This window comes from Methylophaga sp. UBA2496, assembly GCF_002341635.1.
In the GTDB taxonomy this organism is placed as follows: Bacteria; Pseudomonadota; Gammaproteobacteria; order Nitrosococcales; family Methylophagaceae; genus Methylophaga.
In genome coordinates, this window is record NZ_DDOK01000004.1 from 634,974 (window position 1) to 653,163 (window position 18,190).

The 18,190-nt window shown below is 46.4% G+C and carries 18 protein-coding genes; 15 read left to right on the forward strand and 3 right to left on the reverse strand.

Going from position 1 to position 18,190, the window contains the following annotated elements; all coding sequences use genetic code 11:
• Window positions 1-56 precede the first annotated feature (56 nt).
• The 10 genes from B2W60_RS06360 to B2W60_RS06405 all read left to right on the forward strand — a co-directional run bounded on the left by B2W60_RS06360 (window position 57) and on the right by B2W60_RS06405 (window position 10,182).
• Entirely contained in the window at window positions 57-851 is a 795-nt protein-coding gene (locus B2W60_RS06360) for a UDP-2,3-diacylglucosamine diphosphatase (RefSeq protein ID WP_292362050.1), read from the forward strand.
• Window positions 851-1,894, forward strand: a complete 1,044-nt coding sequence (locus B2W60_RS06365) for a glycosyltransferase family 4 protein (RefSeq protein WP_292362049.1) — start codon at window positions 851-853, stop codon at window positions 1,892-1,894. The genes B2W60_RS06360 and B2W60_RS06365 overlap by 1 nt, the downstream gene beginning before the upstream one ends.
• A gap of 131 nt (window positions 1,895-2,025) precedes the next feature.
• Window positions 2,026-2,754, forward strand: a complete 729-nt coding sequence (locus B2W60_RS06370) for an MlaA family lipoprotein (RefSeq protein WP_292362048.1) — start codon at window positions 2,026-2,028, stop codon at window positions 2,752-2,754.
• An 85-nt stretch (window positions 2,755-2,839) separates the two neighbouring features.
• Complete coding sequence (locus B2W60_RS06375; RefSeq protein ID WP_292362047.1) at window positions 2,840-3,826, forward strand: calcium/sodium antiporter; 987 nt, start codon at window positions 2,840-2,842, stop codon at window positions 3,824-3,826.
• Window positions 3,823-4,800, forward strand: a complete 978-nt coding sequence (locus B2W60_RS06380) for a KpsF/GutQ family sugar-phosphate isomerase (RefSeq protein WP_292362046.1) — start codon at window positions 3,823-3,825, stop codon at window positions 4,798-4,800. The genes B2W60_RS06375 and B2W60_RS06380 overlap by 4 nt, the downstream gene beginning before the upstream one ends.
• Before the next feature lie 17 nt (window positions 4,801-4,817).
• Window positions 4,818-5,339 (forward strand): 3-deoxy-manno-octulosonate-8-phosphatase KdsC, encoded by a 522-nt coding sequence (kdsC, locus tag B2W60_RS06385; RefSeq protein WP_292362045.1) that lies wholly within the window; start codon window positions 4,818-4,820, stop codon window positions 5,337-5,339.
• Window positions 5,323-5,892 carry an LPS export ABC transporter periplasmic protein LptC gene (gene lptC, locus B2W60_RS06390; protein ID WP_292362044.1) on the forward strand — a complete coding sequence of 190 codons (570 nt, stop codon included), beginning with the start codon at window positions 5,323-5,325 and terminating at the stop codon, window positions 5,890-5,892. The genes kdsC and lptC overlap by 17 nt, the downstream gene beginning before the upstream one ends.
• The gene (lptA, locus tag B2W60_RS06395) at window positions 5,873-6,682 is read left to right on the forward strand and encodes a lipopolysaccharide transport periplasmic protein LptA (protein ID WP_292362043.1); all 810 of its coding nucleotides are present in this window, start codon (window positions 5,873-5,875) and stop codon (window positions 6,680-6,682) included. Before lptC ends, lptA begins: the two co-directional genes overlap by 20 nt.
• Before the next feature lie 14 nt (window positions 6,683-6,696).
• On the forward strand, window positions 6,697-7,422 hold the full coding sequence (gene lptB, locus B2W60_RS06400; protein ID WP_292362042.1) for an LPS export ABC transporter ATP-binding protein: 726 nt from the start codon (window positions 6,697-6,699) through the stop codon (window positions 7,420-7,422).
• Between the two features lie 75 nt (window positions 7,423-7,497).
• Window positions 7,498-10,182, forward strand: a complete 2,685-nt coding sequence (locus B2W60_RS06405; protein ID WP_292362041.1) for an ABC transporter substrate-binding protein — start codon at window positions 7,498-7,500, stop codon at window positions 10,180-10,182.
• On the opposite strand, the gene B2W60_RS06410 is transcribed toward B2W60_RS06405, so the two are convergent.
• Together B2W60_RS06410 and xseA are read right to left on the reverse strand one after the other, a co-directional pair.
• Window positions 10,164-11,003: a peptidoglycan DD-metalloendopeptidase family protein gene (locus B2W60_RS06410; RefSeq protein ID WP_292362040.1), complete on the reverse strand. Its 840-nt coding sequence runs from the start codon at window positions 11,001-11,003 to the stop codon at window positions 10,164-10,166. The genes B2W60_RS06405 and B2W60_RS06410 overlap by 19 nt on opposite strands.
• Complete coding sequence (xseA, locus tag B2W60_RS06415; protein WP_292362039.1) at window positions 11,000-12,502, reverse strand: exodeoxyribonuclease VII large subunit; 1,503 nt, start codon at window positions 12,500-12,502, stop codon at window positions 11,000-11,002. The genes B2W60_RS06410 and xseA overlap by 4 nt, the downstream gene beginning before the upstream one ends.
• Before the next feature lie 62 nt (window positions 12,503-12,564).
• Here xseA and guaB point away from each other — a divergent pair, with 62 nt between their 5' ends.
• The 5 genes from guaB to B2W60_RS06440 all read left to right on the forward strand — a co-directional run bounded on the left by guaB (window position 12,565) and on the right by B2W60_RS06440 (window position 17,432).
• Window positions 12,565-14,028 (forward strand): IMP dehydrogenase, encoded by a 1,464-nt coding sequence (guaB, locus tag B2W60_RS06420; protein WP_292362038.1) that lies wholly within the window; start codon window positions 12,565-12,567, stop codon window positions 14,026-14,028.
• Window positions 14,029-14,088: 60 nt separating this feature from the next.
• Window positions 14,089-15,666 carry a glutamine-hydrolyzing GMP synthase gene (guaA, locus tag B2W60_RS06425; RefSeq protein WP_292362037.1) on the forward strand — a complete coding sequence of 526 codons (1,578 nt, stop codon included), beginning with the start codon at window positions 14,089-14,091 and terminating at the stop codon, window positions 15,664-15,666.
• Window positions 15,657-15,932: an acylphosphatase gene (locus tag B2W60_RS06430; RefSeq protein ID WP_292362036.1), complete on the forward strand. Its 276-nt coding sequence runs from the start codon at window positions 15,657-15,659 to the stop codon at window positions 15,930-15,932. The genes guaA and B2W60_RS06430 overlap by 10 nt, the downstream gene beginning before the upstream one ends.
• 30 nt (window positions 15,933-15,962) lie before the next feature.
• The gene (locus B2W60_RS06435; RefSeq protein WP_292362035.1) at window positions 15,963-16,391 is read left to right on the forward strand and encodes a DUF6524 family protein; all 429 of its coding nucleotides are present in this window, start codon (window positions 15,963-15,965) and stop codon (window positions 16,389-16,391) included.
• Between the two features lie 162 nt (window positions 16,392-16,553).
• On the forward strand, window positions 16,554-17,432 hold the full coding sequence (locus B2W60_RS06440; RefSeq protein WP_292362034.1) for an SdiA-regulated domain-containing protein: 879 nt from the start codon (window positions 16,554-16,556) through the stop codon (window positions 17,430-17,432).
• On the opposite strand, the gene B2W60_RS06445 is transcribed toward B2W60_RS06440, so the two are convergent.
• Window positions 17,421-18,182, reverse strand: a complete 762-nt coding sequence (locus tag B2W60_RS06445) for a lipopolysaccharide kinase InaA family protein (protein ID WP_292362033.1) — start codon at window positions 18,180-18,182, stop codon at window positions 17,421-17,423. The genes B2W60_RS06440 and B2W60_RS06445 overlap by 12 nt on opposite strands.
• Window positions 18,183-18,190: the final 8 nt, after the last annotated feature.

Sequence of the window (18,190 nt, forward strand, 5' to 3'; positions counted from 1 at the left end):
CACTGCAATATCTAATAGATAGGGTTTGTTCAGAATTTTAAGTGAATGAGTGCCTTATGCAAACACAACTAAGTCACAAGCAAAAGCTGAAAGTTCGCACCGTGTTTATATCGGATATCCATCTTGGCTTCCGAGGCTGCAGTGCCGAGCTCCTCCTTAACTTTTTACATAATGTGGAATGCGACTATCTTTATCTGGTCGGCGATATTATCGACGTCTGGGAAATGAAAAAACGCATGTACTGGCCTCAGGAACATAATAACGTGGTTCGTACCCTGCTTGGTAAAGCCAAACACAATACCAAGGTGATATTCGTCCCCGGCAACCATGATGAGATTCTGCGGGATTATGATGGTGCGGTGTTCGGTAATGTGCAAATCCATAATGAAATTATTCACACCACGGCCGATAAACGGAAGCTATTAATCATTCACGGCGATCAATTTGATAGCGTGGTAAAAATTTCGCCGATGCTGGCGAAAATTGGCAGTCGATTGTATGAATTTTTGTTGCGCGCCAATCGCTGGGTCAATTACTTCCGTCGCAAGATGGGCTTTACCTACTGGTCACTGGCGGCGTTTCTTAAACACAAAGTCAAAAATGCGGTGCAATACATCAGCAACTTTGAAGAAGCTGTGGCACATGAAGCGTCAAAACAAGGCGTTGATGGTGTGGTCTGCGGGCATATTCACCGGGCTGAAATTACCCGAATCCAGAATATCGATTACTACAATTGTGGTGACTGGGTAGAAAGTTGTACGGCATTGGTGGAACACCCTGACGGCCAGATGGAAATCATTCCCTGGGCGGAGTTATTTAATCAGCAAGTATTGATTGCCAAAGCCGCCTGATGAAACTGGTTATCGTGACGGATGCCTGGGAGCCCCAGGTCAACGGCGTAGTGCGTACTCTGGGCAAGACCCGTGATCATCTTCAGGAAATGGGTTATGAGGTGATCATGATCACCCCGCTGAATTTTAAAACTATTCCCTGCCCGACGTATCCCTCAATTCGTTTAGCGTTACTGCCATATCGAAAACTTTCCAATATGTTGGAAAATCTGCAAGCCAATGCAGTGCATATAGCGACTGAAGGCCCATTAGGTATGGCTGCCCGGCGCTGGTGTTTAAAACATAAAGTTCGATTTACCACCTCATTTCATACCCAGTTTCCAGAATATTTACGTCTGCGTTTGCCTGTTCCACTCCACTGGAGTTATGCCTGGTTACGCCGCTTTCATCGGCCAGCGGCGAGAACTTTGGTACCAACCGTTTCACAACAGCAACGATTGCAACAACATGGTTTTCAGGATGTGTATGTCTGGGGCCGTGGTGTGGATACACAGATCTTTACGCCCGATAACGCCAAAAAATTTGATTTACCCGGACCGGTTTTTATCAATATGGGACGTGTGGCGGTGGAAAAAAACATTGAAGCTTTTCTGGATCTGACGTTACCCGGCAGCAAGGTGGTGATTGGCGATGGCCCGGATTTGGAGATGCTGCGCAAACGTTACCCCGAGGTTCTGTTTACCGGAGCCAAATTTGCAGAGGAACTGGCGGCCTGTCTGGCAGGTGGCGATGTATTTGTTTTTCCCAGCCAGACTGATACCTTTGGTTTAGTGATTCTTGAGGCCATGGCATGTGGTTTGCCCGTGGCTGCTTTTCCGGTTACGGGTCCGAAGGACATTATCATTGAGGGCAAAACCGGCGAGCTTGACTGGAACTTGCAAACAGCTGCTTTAAGTGCGCTGAATCTGCAAAAAACCGATTGCATTGCTTATGCTCGCGAAAATAGCTGGCAGAAATGTAGCGCCGTATTTGCGAGTTTCATGTATGACAATCAGCCAGCTATTCCAACCCAAACAGCGCAAATACTCAGTCAGAAAAGCTGAAACATTCTCATTCTCATGTTGCAAAGTGACAACATCGTCATACTTTCTTGGTATTCGTACAACAGAATACTTGATTAGCCGGGAACTGCCGTGAGATTATTCCCGTTAAATTTGTTTCAGGGAATGCCGCAATGTTCGACTCAAAATATTTTTTCAGATTCAGCCTCATCAGCATGGTTGTTCTGTTTACCGGTTGTGCCACTACACAATATAACGATGAGCGTGATCCCTTCGAGAGCTACAACCGTGCAATGTACAAATTCAATGACACGGTTGACCGTGCGGTTCTGAAGCCTGTAGCCAAGGGTTACGATACTGTTGTTCCTGATGCCATCAGCTGGGGTGTCAGTAACTTTTTCAGCAATCTGAATGATATTACTGTTGCCATTAACAGTCTGTTGCAGGGTAAATTCAGTCAGGCTGCGGATGATACCGGACGTTTCCTGTTAAACAGTACCGTGGGTGTAGCCGGTATATTTGATGTAGCAGGCCATGCCGGCAACAAAAAACGTAATGAAGACTTTGGTCAGACATTAGGTGTCTGGGGTGCTGAACCCGGTGCTTACATTGTATTACCGTTTTTTGGTCCACGTACGGTACGTGACTCATTCGGTTTAGTGGGTGATATGTTTACTGACCCGGTGATGTATGTTGAAGGTCCGGGCGCACGTAACGCATTAGCCGGAACCCGTGTGGTGGATACCCGCGCCAATCTGTTAAAAACGCAACGTGTATTAAGCGAAGCAACAGATGATGAATATGCCTATGTTCGCAACGCTTATCTGCAACGTCGCCAATACCTGGTTTACGATGGTAATCCACCAAACGATGATGATTTCGATCTGTTTGATGATGAGTAATTCTTCAACCCAATCGCTATAATAAAAAGAGCCGGATTTATTCCGGCTCTTTTTTTATTTTCACGACACCACCACCGGTTATGAAATGACTTCTTTATTATTTACCATCGCGATTATCAGTGGTTTTGTACTGCTGATCTGGGGTGCAGATAAATTTATTGATGGCGCTGCTGGTATTGCATCCAATCTCGGTGTTGCCCCGCTGATTGTCGGGTTAACTATTGTTGGATTTGGTACCTCGGCTCCGGAAATGATGGTATCGGCATTAGCCTCATTTGATGGTGCTCCGGCACTGGGTATTGGCAATGCCATTGGCTCGAATATAACCAATGTCGGGCTGGTTTTGGGCCTCACAATAGTCATTACCCCACTGGCAGTTCATTCCGTTACGTTACGAAGAGAATTTCCGGTACTGGTGTTTATTATGTTTCTATCCCTGCTGCTGTTGCTCTGGGATATGGAACTGGATCGTATTGATGGTGTTATTCTGTTTTCGGGGTTTCTGCTGACGCTGGCTGGTATGGCCTGGCTGGCAGTGAAAAGTGCGCAGGATGACCCACTCAAAATTGAATTCACCAAAGAATATTCCCAGCCGAAACTGTCGCTGAAAACATCCATCCTGTTATTTTTTATCGGCCTTGTTTCCCTGCTGGCAGGTTCAAAACTGTTGGTCTGGGGAGCCACCGGCGTCGCCCAGTTACTGGGCATCAGTGAATTGGTCATTGGTCTGACGGTCGTGGCTATTGGTACCAGCCTGCCGGAACTGGCGGCGTGTATCGCTTCCGCATTAAAAAATGAACATGATATTGCCGTTGGTAATATTCTTGGCTCAAATATCTTTAATCTACTGGCTGTACTTGCCATGCCGGGGCTCATTCAACCATCAAAAATAGATACGCTGCTGATAACGCGTGATTTTAGTTTTATGATTGGTCTGACGATCGTGCTGTATTTCTTTGCACGATTTTGTTTGAAGGGCAGATTGGGCCGTCCGGTTGGTTTGTTGCTATTACTGGTTTATGCAGGCTATATAAGTTTGCTGGCCTACCAAGGTGTGCATAACGGTATATGAAAATAGATGCGGAAAAATTAAAAATGCTGGCGCTGGCGGTGATTGATACCGAGCTGGAAGCGGTGACATTACTACGAGATCGGATTGATGATGACTTTGTCCGCGCCTGTGAATATCTGCTGCAGTGTCAGGGGCGTATTGTAGTTATTGGCATGGGTAAGTCAGGTCATATCGGCAGTAAAATTGCCGCGACCTTAGCCAGTACCGGCAGTCCGGCATTTTTTGTTCATCCCGGTGAAGCCAGCCATGGTGATTTGGGCATGATCACCGATAAAGACGTCGTACTGGCGTTGTCGAATTCCGGGGAAACTGCCGAAATTCTGACGATATTGCCACTGATTAAACGCCTTGGCGTACCGTTAATCACCATGAGTGGCCGGATGGATTCCACACTTTCATCATGTGCTGATGCCAATATTAATGTCAGTGTGAACAAGGAAGCCTGTCCGCTGGGACTCGCCCCCACATCCAGTACAACCGTTGCTTTGGTCATGGGGGATGCCCTGGCCATTGCCTTACTGGAAACCCGCGGTTTTACCGCCGAAGACTTTGCCCTTTCTCATCCCGGTGGCAATCTTGGTCGACGTTTATTATTACGCGTCAGCGATATTATGCATACTGGCTCGGCGATTCCGCAGGTCAATGAACAGGCTTTATTACGTGAAGCCTTGATGGAAATGTCTAACAAAAGTCTGGGCATGACCGCTGTGGTGGATAATGCTGGCAAACTGGTCGGTATTTTCACTGATGGTGATTTACGTCGTGTATTGGCACAGGAAGTGAATATTCTCACCGCACCGCTGAAAGATCATATGACACGCCATTGTAAAACCGGTCAGGCTGAGATGCTGGCCGCCGAAGCATTACAAATGATGCAACAATACAAAATCAATGGGCTGTTGATTACCGATAAAAACCATAACTTAACGGGCGCACTCAATATGCACGATTTATTACGTGCGGGTGTGGTCTAATTTTCAGGAAAAAAACAATGCAAGATATAACGGCTCGTGCCAAACAAATTAAGCTGGTGATTTTTGATGTCGATGGTGTCCTGACTGATGGCAGCATCATCATTGGCGATGATGGTGAGGAACATAAAGCATTTAACTCTCGTGATGGCCATGGCATGAAACTGCTGCAGTACACTGGTGTCGATATTGCTATTATCACCGGGCGCACTTCGAGGGTGGTTGAGCATCGTATGCAAAGCCTTGGCATCAATCTGGTTTATCAGGGACAAAAAGTTAAGTTACCTGCTTTTGAAGAATTACTTAAAACGCTTAAGCTGAAGCCGGAACAATGCGCTTATGTTGGAGATGACTGGGTTGATTTGGCCATCATGAACCGAGTGGGTTTGGCGATTGCTGTGCAAGATGCTGATGCGGTTGTGAAAAAACATGCTCACTGGATCACTCCTTCCATGGGTGGAAAAGGTGCGGCACGTGATGTATGTGAATTTATTATGGAAGGACAGGGAACCCTGCAGGATCAAATTGAACGCCATCTTTAATATTCCGGGTTATCTCAAAATTGCCCTACTGCTGATAGCAGTGGTCAGTCTGTGGATGCTGTTCAATAAACCAGAAGCCCCTCGAACGGAAGCCTCTGTGCATTACAGTATCGATTTTGGCATGACTGACTTCAAACTGACAGTAATGGATATCAATGGCAAACCTTCACGAGTCATTACCGGCGAAACGCTGTACCACTACCCGGAAAATGACCGTACCGAAATTTTCAACCCGACGACCCTGTTTATTGCACCGGAAAATAACGACTGGATAATCGAGTCAGATCATGCTGAAACTCAGGGTGAAGGCGAAAACATACTTCTCACCGGCAATGTTATTATTACCAATAAAGATCAACCGGAAATTCAGTTATTAACTGACATTCTGAATCTGGATACTGTTCATAATACAGCGTATACCGATCAGCCGGTGACCATGAAATCGCCACATGGAGATACCCATTCAGTGGGTTTCCATGCGGCTTTACAAGAAGAAACTATCAATCTGCACTCTAGGGTGAGAGGACAATATAATGCGCCACCTGTTAATTAATCTGCTCTGGGTTCTTGCTGCAATTCCGTCTATTGCGCTTGCCTTACCCAGTGATCGGGAGCAACCCATCAATATCGAAGCAGATCATGCGCAGCTTGATGATCAAACCGGTGTCACCCAATACAAAGGTGATGCTATTCTGACTCAGGGTACTTTACGTATTGAAGGCGACATCATTACTTTCTTTTATGATGAAAACCGTGAACTGGAAAAAGCCATTGCGGAAGGTAATCTCGCCACCTATGAACAGGTGCACAAGGAAGGCGACAAACCGGTTAAAGCCAAAGCCTTACAGATGGAATACCACGCCCGTACCCAACGAATTTATCTGGTAGGCCAAGGTTATGTCTGGCAATCAGGCGATGAATTCCGTGGCAATCATATTGAATATGATATTGATAAAAACATTGTTATTGCCAACTCCAGACCAGTCGAAGTCGATGGCCAGACACAATCCAGCGGCCGGGTTCATATCACTATTCAGCCTCCCGGTCAGCGTGAAAAAAACAAGACTCAACCGGCCAGACCAACCGCACCACAACCTCAGCCTTTAACAGAGGCACCGGAACAGCAATCGGAAATGAGTTATCCAACGGCGACCACTCAAACCACGCTGAATGTCAGAACCGGTCCCGGCACCCAATATGAACGTATTGGTGCCTTTATCGAAAACACAGAGGTGATTGTGCTGACCCGTCAACCCGAATGGATCCAAGTCAGAGGGATGAGTGGTGATAAAGCGATCATTGGCTGGGTCAGTGCGCGTTATCTGCAAATGAATCCTGAATAAATCACGGAAATTACATGAGTCAGCTTTCTGCAATGTCGCTTGCCAAGCAATTTGGCGATAGACAGGTTGTTAAAAATATTTCCCTTGAAGTAAACAGTGGTGAAATTGTCGGTTTGCTTGGCCCCAATGGAGCCGGAAAAACGACCAGCTTTTACATGATTGTCGGGTTGATCCCGGTCGATCACGGCAGCATTTTTCTCGATCAACAAGAACTCACCCATGAACCGATCCACAAACGTGCTCAATTAGGTATTGGTTATCTCCCCCAGGAAGCTTCCGTATTTCGTAAATTGTCAGTAGAAGATAATCTCTACGCCATTATTGAAACCCGCAAAAAACTGAGCCTCGACGCTAAACAGCAATTACTGGAAAGATTGCTGGATGAATTTCATATCAGCCATATTCGAAAATCGTTAGGCATGGCGTTATCCGGTGGTGAAAGACGCCGCGTTGAAATTGCCCGGGCATTAGCCATGGATCCTCAATTCATTTTGCTCGACGAACCCTTCGCCGGTGTTGATCCGATTTCTGTATTAGATATTCAGGGTATTATCAAAGCACTTGCTGAGCGAGGTATTGGCATTTTAATCACTGACCATAATGTTCGTGAAACATTGAGTGTCTGTGAAAGAGCCTACATCTTTAACGAAGGTGAAGTCATTTCCAAAGGTACACCCGATGAAATCCTGCAGGATAAGCGTGTACTCAGCGTTTATCTGGGACGGGACTTTCGCCTGTAGATTTCCACAACAAGTTTCTGGCAATTCCCCGGATCAGTAAGGTAAGATGAATTGAACTCTGTTTGAGTACTATTTATGTGTCGATTGATTGCGATTGCCTTGCTGTTGTTTGCCAATTTAGCAGTGGCCGATGAACCAAATCAAAAGCTGACACCCGTATCAATCAAACTTCACTGGCAGCATCAATTTCAATTTGCTGGCATTTATGCCGCCGTCGAAAAAGGCTTTTATCAGGAAGCCGGGCTGGCAGTAACCATGACTAACGGCCATACAGCACCTTTCAATGAAGTTGAAACCGGTATCGTTGACTTTGGACTTTCCGGTGCAGGCCTGGTGGTCGAAAGATTAAAAGGTCGCCCGTTTGTCGCTATAGCCGCCATATTTCAAAGCAGCCCTTACACCTGGCTGGTCAGAGCGGATTCAGATATAAAACATCCGAACGATTTCGTTGGTAAAACGGTTACCCGGCAGTCCTACGCTGATGATTTATCGGCGATGCTACTCAAGTTCAATATTCATCCTTCACAACTGGATATAGTGGATCCCTCTCCGGCTGATATCGATAATCTTATTGCCGGTGAAGTGGATGCACTTACAGCCTATATTTCCAATGAACCTTTCTGGATGAAGAATCAGGGTGTGGCTTACCACACCTTGTCACCGCATGAATTCAATATTAATTTCTACAGCGATATCCTGTTTACTTCTGAACAGTATTTAAGGCGTCATCCGCAGGTCGTGGCAGCATTCAGAGAGGCCACTATACAAGGCTGGCAATATGCCCTGGAACATCCCCAGGAAATGATTGATCTGATTTTAAAGGACTATAACAATCAAAATAAAACCCGGGCTCATCTTGAATTTGAAGCTGAAAAACTCAGCGAGCTCAGTTTATATCCCACCGTTTCATTAGGTCATATGACGATTGAACGCTGGCAAAAAATCGCTGAACACTATCAGCAGTTAGGCTTGGTTAATAATGACCATCAACTTGATGGATTTATCTATGACCCTACACCCAGCATATCAATATGGCTGAAATGGCTGGTATTTTCGCTTATCGCTTTAGCCGCAGTCACCATGATTGGTTATTTTATTAAACGCCATCATGCCAAAGTGTTGAGTGAAAAGATTGCCTTGCAAACGGCAGCGCTTGAAGCGGAATTAGAAAAAGGCAAAGCGCTGGAAGAGAAAGCCAAACGCGAAAGTGAACGTTTACAAACATTATTGAATCACACACTTGAAGGCGTTATTACCATTGACGAAACGGGTGTTATCCAGAATTTTAATGCGGCTTCTGTTCGCTTATTCGGTTATCAACCGGAAGAAATTATTGGCCAGAATATTACCCGGCTGATGCCCGCTCAACATCGACATCATCATGAAAATGGCATGTCACGTTTCTTAAGCACCGAGCAATCCAAAATAATTGGCCAGCCGATTGAGTTGGAAGCATTACATAAAAGTGGTCAAATTATTCCCATTGAACTGACCTTAAGTGCCTTTAAATGGGAAGGTCGTTATTTTTTTACCGGCATAGCCCGTGATATTTCTTTGCAAAAAGCGGAGCACCTGGCCTTGATCGCCGCCAAGGAAGAAGCTGAAAAAGCCAACCAGGCAAAATCGGAATTTCTGTCGGCAATGAGCCATGAGTTACGCACCCCTCTTAATGCGATATTAGGTTTCGCCCAGCTGCTACAAAGTGATAAACAGGCACCGCTTACCGATACTCAGCAAGATAGTCTGAAGCTCATCATCCAGAGTGGTGAACACTTGCTCAAGCTGATTAACGATGTACTGGAACTGGCAAAAATTGAAACCGGTTCTGTAGAAGTTTCCATTGAGGCTGTTGATGTTACGAGCGCCATAAAACATTGCCTGCCAATGCTGAAAAATCTGGCGGATCGCTATCAGGTAACAATTCTGACGGGAGATATCCCCAATCAATTAGTGCTGGCTGATTTGACCAAACTTAAACAAGTACTGATCAACCTGGTCAGTAACGCCATAAAATACAACCGTCCTGATGGTGAGGTACTCATTACAGGCGAAATCATCAAATCGACCAACCGGTTGCGTATTACCATTAAAGATACCGGTATGGGCATACCACCGGATAAACAAGCCTATCTGTTTACGGCGTTTGATCGATTGGGGCAGGAAAACTCGGGGATTGAAGGTACCGGCGTCGGATTAATTGTGACCCAGAGACTGATAAAGGCCATGGATGGTCACATCGGTTTCGAAAGCAGCGAAAATCAAGGCAGTCGCTTTTGGGTAGAGTTACCTGTCACTGACCGGTCTCTGCACAATGTTCATCATCATGAACCGCCACCCTCGATTCCCTCTGACAATCCACTTCAGGCCGATTCCGGTTCGGTCATTCTGCATATTGAAGACAACCCGGCCAATATCAAATTAATGGAAGCGTTTTTTGAACGCCTGCCACAATATCACCTGCATGTCTGTAAAACCGCTGAAGCCGGATTGGAATGGCTGGAGCAAAATATGCCGGCAGTTATCCTGATGGATATTAATCTTCCTGGAATCAGTGGTCTGCAGGCCACTGAGCAGATCATGGCCAATCCCAAGTTCCGTCATATTCCGGTTATCGCCGTGACTGCTGCGGCTATGCCCTATGATTTACAGCAGGCAGAAGGGTTATTTACCGCCTATCTCACCAAACCGGTTAACTTTATCTTGCTGACAGAATTGTTAAACCAGTACAGCAAGCAAAGCGATCAGTCTAACAATGGGTAACCATCCCGCGGGGGAAAGAACAACAAAGGTTCTACCCGAGCATCATTCAGACTGACTCCAAGATGCAGATGCGGCCCGGTCACCCGTCCTGTTGCACCCACCGTACCAATAATATCTCTTTGTTTAACCTGTTGGCCGACTTTGACATCAATTCGATCCAGATGACAAAACATGGTCACCAGACCCTGGCCATGATCAATCATGACGGTATTGCCATTAAAAAAGTAATCGCCGCTATCGGTCACCACACCATCGGCAGGCGCCATAATGCCGGTTCCTGTTGGCGCGGCAATATCAATTCCGCTGTGGGGATTACGTTCTTCGCCATTAAACACTCTGCGGCGACCAAACAGGCCACTTACACGTCCTTCAACCGGCCAGACAAAGTTGAAGGGAACATCATCACTCACTCGCCAATTACGCAACGCTTTATTAATCCTGGCGGTTTCAGCTTCGATGCGAACCATATCTTCGGCATAGGGATTTACTTTACGATCATCGGGCACATTCACATGCTGGGTGGGATAGGATTTGTTTCTGACCTCAAACACAATGCTGCTCAATACGCCCTGGTCATCCACCAAAACTTTATGATTTCCCGGTTTGGCTGCCAGAGGAATGCCAACCACAGCCTGCCATTGGGAACCCTGTTTTATCACCATCACCTGCCGTTGTTCATAGCTGACTTCAGGTGCAACATTTCCACCCGTTTCCAACGGTAAAATGATCACGCCGCCAGGTACCGGAAGTTGTTGTGGTAACGCCCAGGCAGAGAAACTCAGCAACAGCAGAATGGGTAAATAAAAAACGTTGAACCTCATTTTTTATCACGCACTTCGCAGTCCAACTGGCCTTCTGATAAACGAATTTGCAGTGTTTGGCCAATTTCCACTTCATCGGAACGGTAAATAACATTCCCGGATTCAGTATCACTGGTGATGCTGTAGCCACGCTCCAGCGTATTTAAAGGGCTGACGACAGATAAAGTTCGCATTAACTGCGCAAGTTGTTGTTTATGATCATTGATCTGTTGTCTGGTCAGACGATTTAATTGTGCAGAGAGTGCATCAACAAGCTGTTGCTGCTGCTTTAACCGGGAAACGGGTAACAGTCGCTGCAAACGAGCGTTCAGATTCTGACTTTGTTGTCTGAACTGCTGCTGTTGCACGGAAAATGCTTTTTCAAATCGCTGAGCCAAATCCTTTAAGCGGGTTTGCCGCCAGCTGATTCGCAGTTGGGGATGCGGTAAGCGCACTGACAGATAATCCAGTTGCTGCTGTTTGCTTTGCAAACGACGTTGAAAGCTGTAATCCAGTTGTGTCTGCAAGCGTTTCAGCTGTTGCAATTGCAGCTTGATCTGTTGCTGGGGTTTCGGCAGGCGCTGTGATAAATAACGGATATGCCGGTGTTCATTAAACAGCTTTTGACGAATCCGACTGTTCAGGGTTTGCAACAAATTGCCCAGATTCAAAACCAACTGTCGTGCTTCAGGGACGGCTAACTCGGCTGCTGCCGAAGGGGTCGGTGCTCTGACATCGGCGACAAAATCGGCAATGGTAAAATCAATTTCATGGCCTACGGCACTGATAGTGGGAATCTGGCAGGCAAATAACGCTCTGGCAACCAGTTCATCATTAAAACTCCACAGATCTTCCAGCGAGCCACCACCCCGCCCCACAATCAGCAAATCGCATTCCTGTCGCTGATCAGCGGTTTGAATGGCGGCAGCAATCTGCCGTGGTGCTGCTTCACCTTGTACAGCAACGGGATACAAAATCACTTTGATTGCCGGAAAACGACGCTTCAAAACATGCAGAATATCGTGTACCGCTGCCCCATCCGGTGAGGACACAATGCCGATGGTTTGCGGCAAAGCCGGCAACGGTTTTTTATGAGCGGTATCAAACAGACCTTTCTGACCCAATCTGGCTTTTAACGCTTCATAGGCGCGTTGCAAGGCCCCGCTGCCTGCTTCTTCCATATGCTCAACAACCAGCTGGAATTCACCGCGGCCTTCATACAGCGTGACTTTGACGCGCAGTAATACCTGCATGCCGTTTTCAGGGGTAAAGCGTAATTGCTGATTGCGGCCACGGAACATGGCACAGCGTACTTGCGCAGCTGAGTCTTTCAGTGTGAAGTAAATATGCCCGGAAGCCGGCATCGCTAAATTGGATATTTCTCCTTCGACCCACAATAGCGGAAACGAACCATCCAGCATCAGCCGGACTTCTCTGACCAATCGCGAAACCGGATATACATCCTTGACAGCACGGGCAGCGAGTTTTGCTTGCGAATCCGATGTCATAAGTGATGCCATAAACCACTAAGTTCCTGATATAATTTGTCGATCATATTACAGTAAATTCGGGAACCCGCCTCATGAGAATTGCGCAAGAAGCCCTGACATTTGATGACGTTTTATTAGTCCCTGCCTATTCAAATGTTCTGCCGCGTGATGTCAGTCTGTCAACTCAACTGACACGAGATATCACCATCAATATTCCATTGTTATCCGCTGCGATGGATACCGTCACAGAAAGCCGTCTGGCAATAGCAATGGCACAGGAAGGTGGTCTGGGTATTCTGCACAAAAATATGACCATCGAACAGCAGTCTGACGAAGTCCGTAAGGTGAAAAAATTTGAAAGTGGTGTGGTTCGTGATCCGATTACCGTCAGCCCCAACACATCAATCGGCGATGTTGTTGAGTTGACCCGTTCCCACAATATCTCCGGTGTTCCAGTTGTAGATGGTAATGATTTGGTCGGAATTGTAACCAGCCGTGATTTACGCTTTGAAAAACATTTTGAAAATCCGGTGTCATCAATCATGACTGGCAAAGATAAACTGGTGACCGTCGGTGAAGATGCCAGTCGTGAGGAAGTTCTCCACTTATTGCACACTAACCGTATTGAAAAAGTACTGGTTGTGGATGATAAATTTCATCTGCAGGGCATGATCACCGTTAAAGATATTCAAAAACAAACAGACAATCCACTGGCCTCCAAAGATGCACAGGAACGTTTGCGTGTTGGCGCGGCAGTCGGCATTGGCGCAGAGAGCGAAGCGCGTGTTGATGCATTAGTTGCAGCCGGTGTGGATGTCATTGTTGTCGATACAGCACACGGTCATTCACAGGGCGTATTGGATCAGGTGCGCTGGGTCAAACAACATTATCCTCAAGTGCAGGTCATCGGCGGTAATATCGCCACAGCTGCTGCGGCAAAAGCTTTGGTTGAAGCCGGCGCTGATGCGGTCAAAGTCGGTATTGGTCCCGGCTCTATCTGTACCACGCGTATTGTTGCCGGTGTCGGTGTACCACAAATCACTGCCATCAGTAATGTGGCTGCCGCACTGGCCGGAACGGGTGTGCCGTTGATTGCTGATGGTGGTGTACGCTACTCCGGTGATATTGCCAAAGCGATTGTTGCCGGGGCACATGCCATTATGGTTGGTGGTATGTTTGCCGGTACTGAAGAAGCTCCCGGTGAAGTGGAATTATTCCAGGGCCGTGCCTATAAATCGTATCGTGGCATGGGCTCAATGGGAGCAATGTCACAGAAACAGGGTTCCAGCGATCGTTACTTCCAGGAATCCAGTGAGGCTGACAAACTGGTTCCGGAAGGCATTGAAGGCCGCGTGCCATTCAAAGGTAGTCTGAGTCCTGTTATTCATCAGCTGATGGGTGGTGTTCGTGCTTCCATGGGTTATACCGGCAGCCGCACTATTGAAGAAATGCGCACCAAACCGGAATTTGTCCGTGTAACTTCTGCTGGCATGAATGAAAGCCATGTTCATGACGTGACCATCACCAAAGAAGCACCAAATTATCGCGTTAATTAATGTTGCATACCGGTTTCTGAACAGAGACCGGTATCTTTTATCTGACTGTAAGAGAGATTCATGAGCAGCCATATTCACGACCATCGCATTCTGATCCTTGATTTTGGTTCACAATACACCCAGCTGATTGCCCGTCGTATTCGCGAGGTCGGTGTCTATTGCGAGTTACGTAACCCGGATATCAGCGAAGCCGAAATTCGTGAATTTGCTCCGAAAGGCATCATTCTATCGGGTGGCCCGGATTCAACTATTGGCGAAGCGGCACCTGCCGCACCGCTCTGTGTATTTGAAATGAATGTACCGGTTTTGGGCATTTGCTACGGTATGCAAACCATGGCTACACAGTTAGGTGGTCAGGTTGAGTCGTCATCACATCGTGAATTTGGTTACGCACAAATCCGCGCTCGCGGGCATTCTGCATTTTTGAAAGATATCGAAGATCATGCGACACCTGAAGGTTTTGGCATGCTGGATGTGTGGATGAGTCATGGTGACCGGGTTAGCCAAATGCCCGATGGATTTAAAGTTATAGCCAGTACCGACAGTGCGCCTATTGCCGGTATGGCGGATGAAGAACGACAGTTCTACGGTGTGCAGTTCCACCCAGAAGTGACCCATACCACTCAGGGTCAACGGATGATTTCGCGTTTTGTTACCGAAATCTGTGGTTGTGAAACCTTATGGACTTCCGCCAATATTATTGAAGACAGTATCGAAACCATCCGTCAACAAGTTGGCAAAGATGAGGTATTGCTGGGTTTATCTGGTGGTGTCGATTCCTCCGTCGTGGCCGCTTTGCTGCACCGGGCCATTGGCGATCAGCTGATCTGTGTGTTTGTGAATAACGGCTTGCTACGTGAAAACGAAGGCGATCAGGTGATGGCGATGTTTGCCAAACATATGGGCATTCGCGTGATTCGTGTGGATGCTGAAGATCGTTTCCTGTCAGCACTGGCAGGTGAAAATGATCCGGAAGCCAAACGCAAAATTATCGGCCGTGAGTTTGTTGAAGTATTTGACGAAGAAGCGTCCAAACTCACCAACGTACAGTGGCTGGCACAAGGCACTATTTACCCTGATGTCATTGAGTCGGCTGCCTCTAAAACCGGTAAAGCGCATGTGATTAAAACCCATCACAATGTTGGTGGTTTACCGGAGCACATGAAACTCAAATTAATTGAGCCATTACGCGAATTGTTTAAGGATGAAGTACGTAAATTGGGCGTCGAACTTGGTTTGCCAAGCGATATGGTCTATCGCCACCCTTTCCCTGGCCCGGGTCTGGGTGTACGCATCCTCGGTGAAGTCAAAAAAGAATATGCCGATCTGCTGCGTAAAGCCGATAACATTTTCATCGAAGAATTACGGGCTCACGATTTATACGACAAAACCAGTCAGGCGTTTGCAGTGTTTTTGCCAGTCAAATCAGTTGGTGTAATGGGCGATGGCCGCCGTTATGACTATGTAGTCGCACTTCGTGCGGTTGAAACCATCGATTTTATGACCGCGCGCTGGGCGCATTTACCTTATGAGTTCCTGGATCTGGTATCACGTCGTATCATCAATGAAGTCAGCGGTATCTCACGAGTCGTCTACGATATCTCCGGGAAACCACCCGCTACGATTGAATGGGAATAACGCGTTATCATCTGTTGATTGGAGGCCGTGTGCAAGGTGTTGGCTATCGTATGTCGGCACAGATTGCTGCTGAGAAACTCGGCTTGTGGGGCTGGGTACGAAACCTCAGCAATGGTCAGGTTGAGATCGTGGCTGAAGGCCAGATTGAACAACTCAAGCAATTACTGGACTGGGCCTGGCAAGGTCCTCGTTTTGCGGAAGTAACGGATATTTCCGTTACAGAACAATCTGCTACAGGTGAATTTGATAATTTTAAGATCCGTTAGTTAGCCCAAATAACCCAAAAGGAATCCGACATGGCACAACGTTTTAATAGCAAAGGCTTTTTATTACGTTTGTTGTTTGCTGTTTTGTTGGTCTATATCAGCTACAACCCGAGCGGTTACAGTTATTATCATTGGGCTAATGACGCCATTTTAGGTAATGGCACGGGTATCACTCCTCCTTTTGCCATGGCTACCGTGATTATCCTGATTGGCTGGACCGTTTACCTGCGGGCAACCTTTCGTTCCCTGGGCGGTTTTGGCCTGATTCTCGCCTTTGCCTTTTTTGCCATTATCGTCTGGTGGCTGTTTGATCTGGGTATTCTCGAACTGCGCCATCACGCGGCGTTTACCTATATTGCCTTATTCCTGATTGCGGCTGTTCTTGCGGTCGGCATGTCCTGGTCACATATCCGTCGTCGATTATCGGGTCAGGCAGATATGGATGATGTAGATGATTAGACGCCACCGTCGCATTCGACAGAAATAAATCATCTGACTCAAACTACGGCGCAGTGTATTAAAAAATTTTCAGCTTGAATTAAGCCTGTATCTCTATCGTACAGTCTTAATGTCATATCCATTCGTGATATTGATAAATTATTCAGGCTGAAGGATTCACACATGTCGTTATTCTCGAACCAAACAAAATCGAGATTATGGATTGCTGTTCTGCTTATTACTACGCTACTGAGTGGTTGCCTTTGGTTCAGCACAGTTAGCTCCGCCAAAGCCGTTCAGGATAGCCGGTGGAATCTGCAACAGGATTATCAGTTCAGTAACGTACTTACTATTGATGGAATTGTCGATAATTTATCAGGATTGACCTATCATCCTGAGTCAGGACATTTGTATGGTGTCGTAAACAATCCTGAACAAATCGTTGTGATGAGTAAAACCGGACAATTACTGCAAACAATTGATTTAATTGGCTTCTCGGATACTGAAAGTATTGATTATGTAAAAGACAATATGTTTATTATCAGTGAAGAACGACAGCAAACTGTCAGCTTTATTGAAATCCTTGATTCAACAACACAGATAAACTACCAGGATGTAAAAACGATCGCGATATCCTCTCCTGAAAAGGAGAACAAAGGTATTGAAGGCATCGCGATTTCACAACAAAATGGCTTATTTATCGTACGTGAAAAGCCCGCACGGATCCTGCATTTTTCATTGACTGATGATAGCAATGATAGTCAATTTGATGCGATAAAAAAGCTCCGGCTTGATGTGGGTGATTTTTCGGGATTAACGCTACTCAATGAGAGTACCGAGCAGAAATTACTCGTGCTCAGTGATGAATCGCATAGTCTGCATGTCATTGATTTTATGGGTCAGGAACGGTCACGTGTCAGACTGGGTCTGGGCCCATTTAATCTCTGGCCATTAATGCAGCAACCTGAAGGTGTCACATCAGATACAGAGGGAAATATTTATATCGTTGGCGAACCGAATCAGCTGTTGATATTAACGCGAAAAACACCGCTAAACAGCTGATTTAGGCGCAAAACTGCTTTTTCTCCTGACCTTTCGTGATAAAAGTTGTTTTAGCTGACGTTTATCCTCATTGGTTAAATGCTGATGACCACGGTACTGCAGATAAAAGCGCATTCGTTGACTGCGTCTCAGTTTATATTTAGCAACACGATCCAGCATAGCCAAATCTTTGATGCAACGGTAACGCAATAAAGCTCCCCGCCAGAAAGCTCCCAGCGGGCAATCAATCACAAATAACCGATCCTCATCGTCCACCAGCAGATTTCGCCATTTAAAATCATTGTGCACAAAGCTTTTGTTATGCATTTTTTGCAGCATTTTTGCAGCTTGCATACTGATTTTATTCACCCATTTTGCATCACTCAAACGTGGATCATCAGCTCTGGCCAGGCTGGCCAAATCTTCACTGTTTGGAATGGCCTGCGTTATTAACGCACCTCGCTGAAACACGCCCCACGTTTTCTCGATGCCAAAGGCGACTACTGTCGCTGTAGCAATCTTTTGTTCTCTAAACCAGAGCAGGTTTTGCCATTCAGATTGTATACGAGACATACCCAAAAAACGCCTTAACCCCTTGCCAGCAAATCGGTAACGTTTAACGTAGTAGTCACTATTATTAATGTTTACCCGGATGAGATCCGAAAGTCGTTCACTGGTAATGGTCTCACCTTGTAACTTAAAAATTTTATCCAGATCGGCAAAATCAGCATGCAAATGTGAAAATTCTGGCATCATGCGCCAATGTGTCATTCTATCCA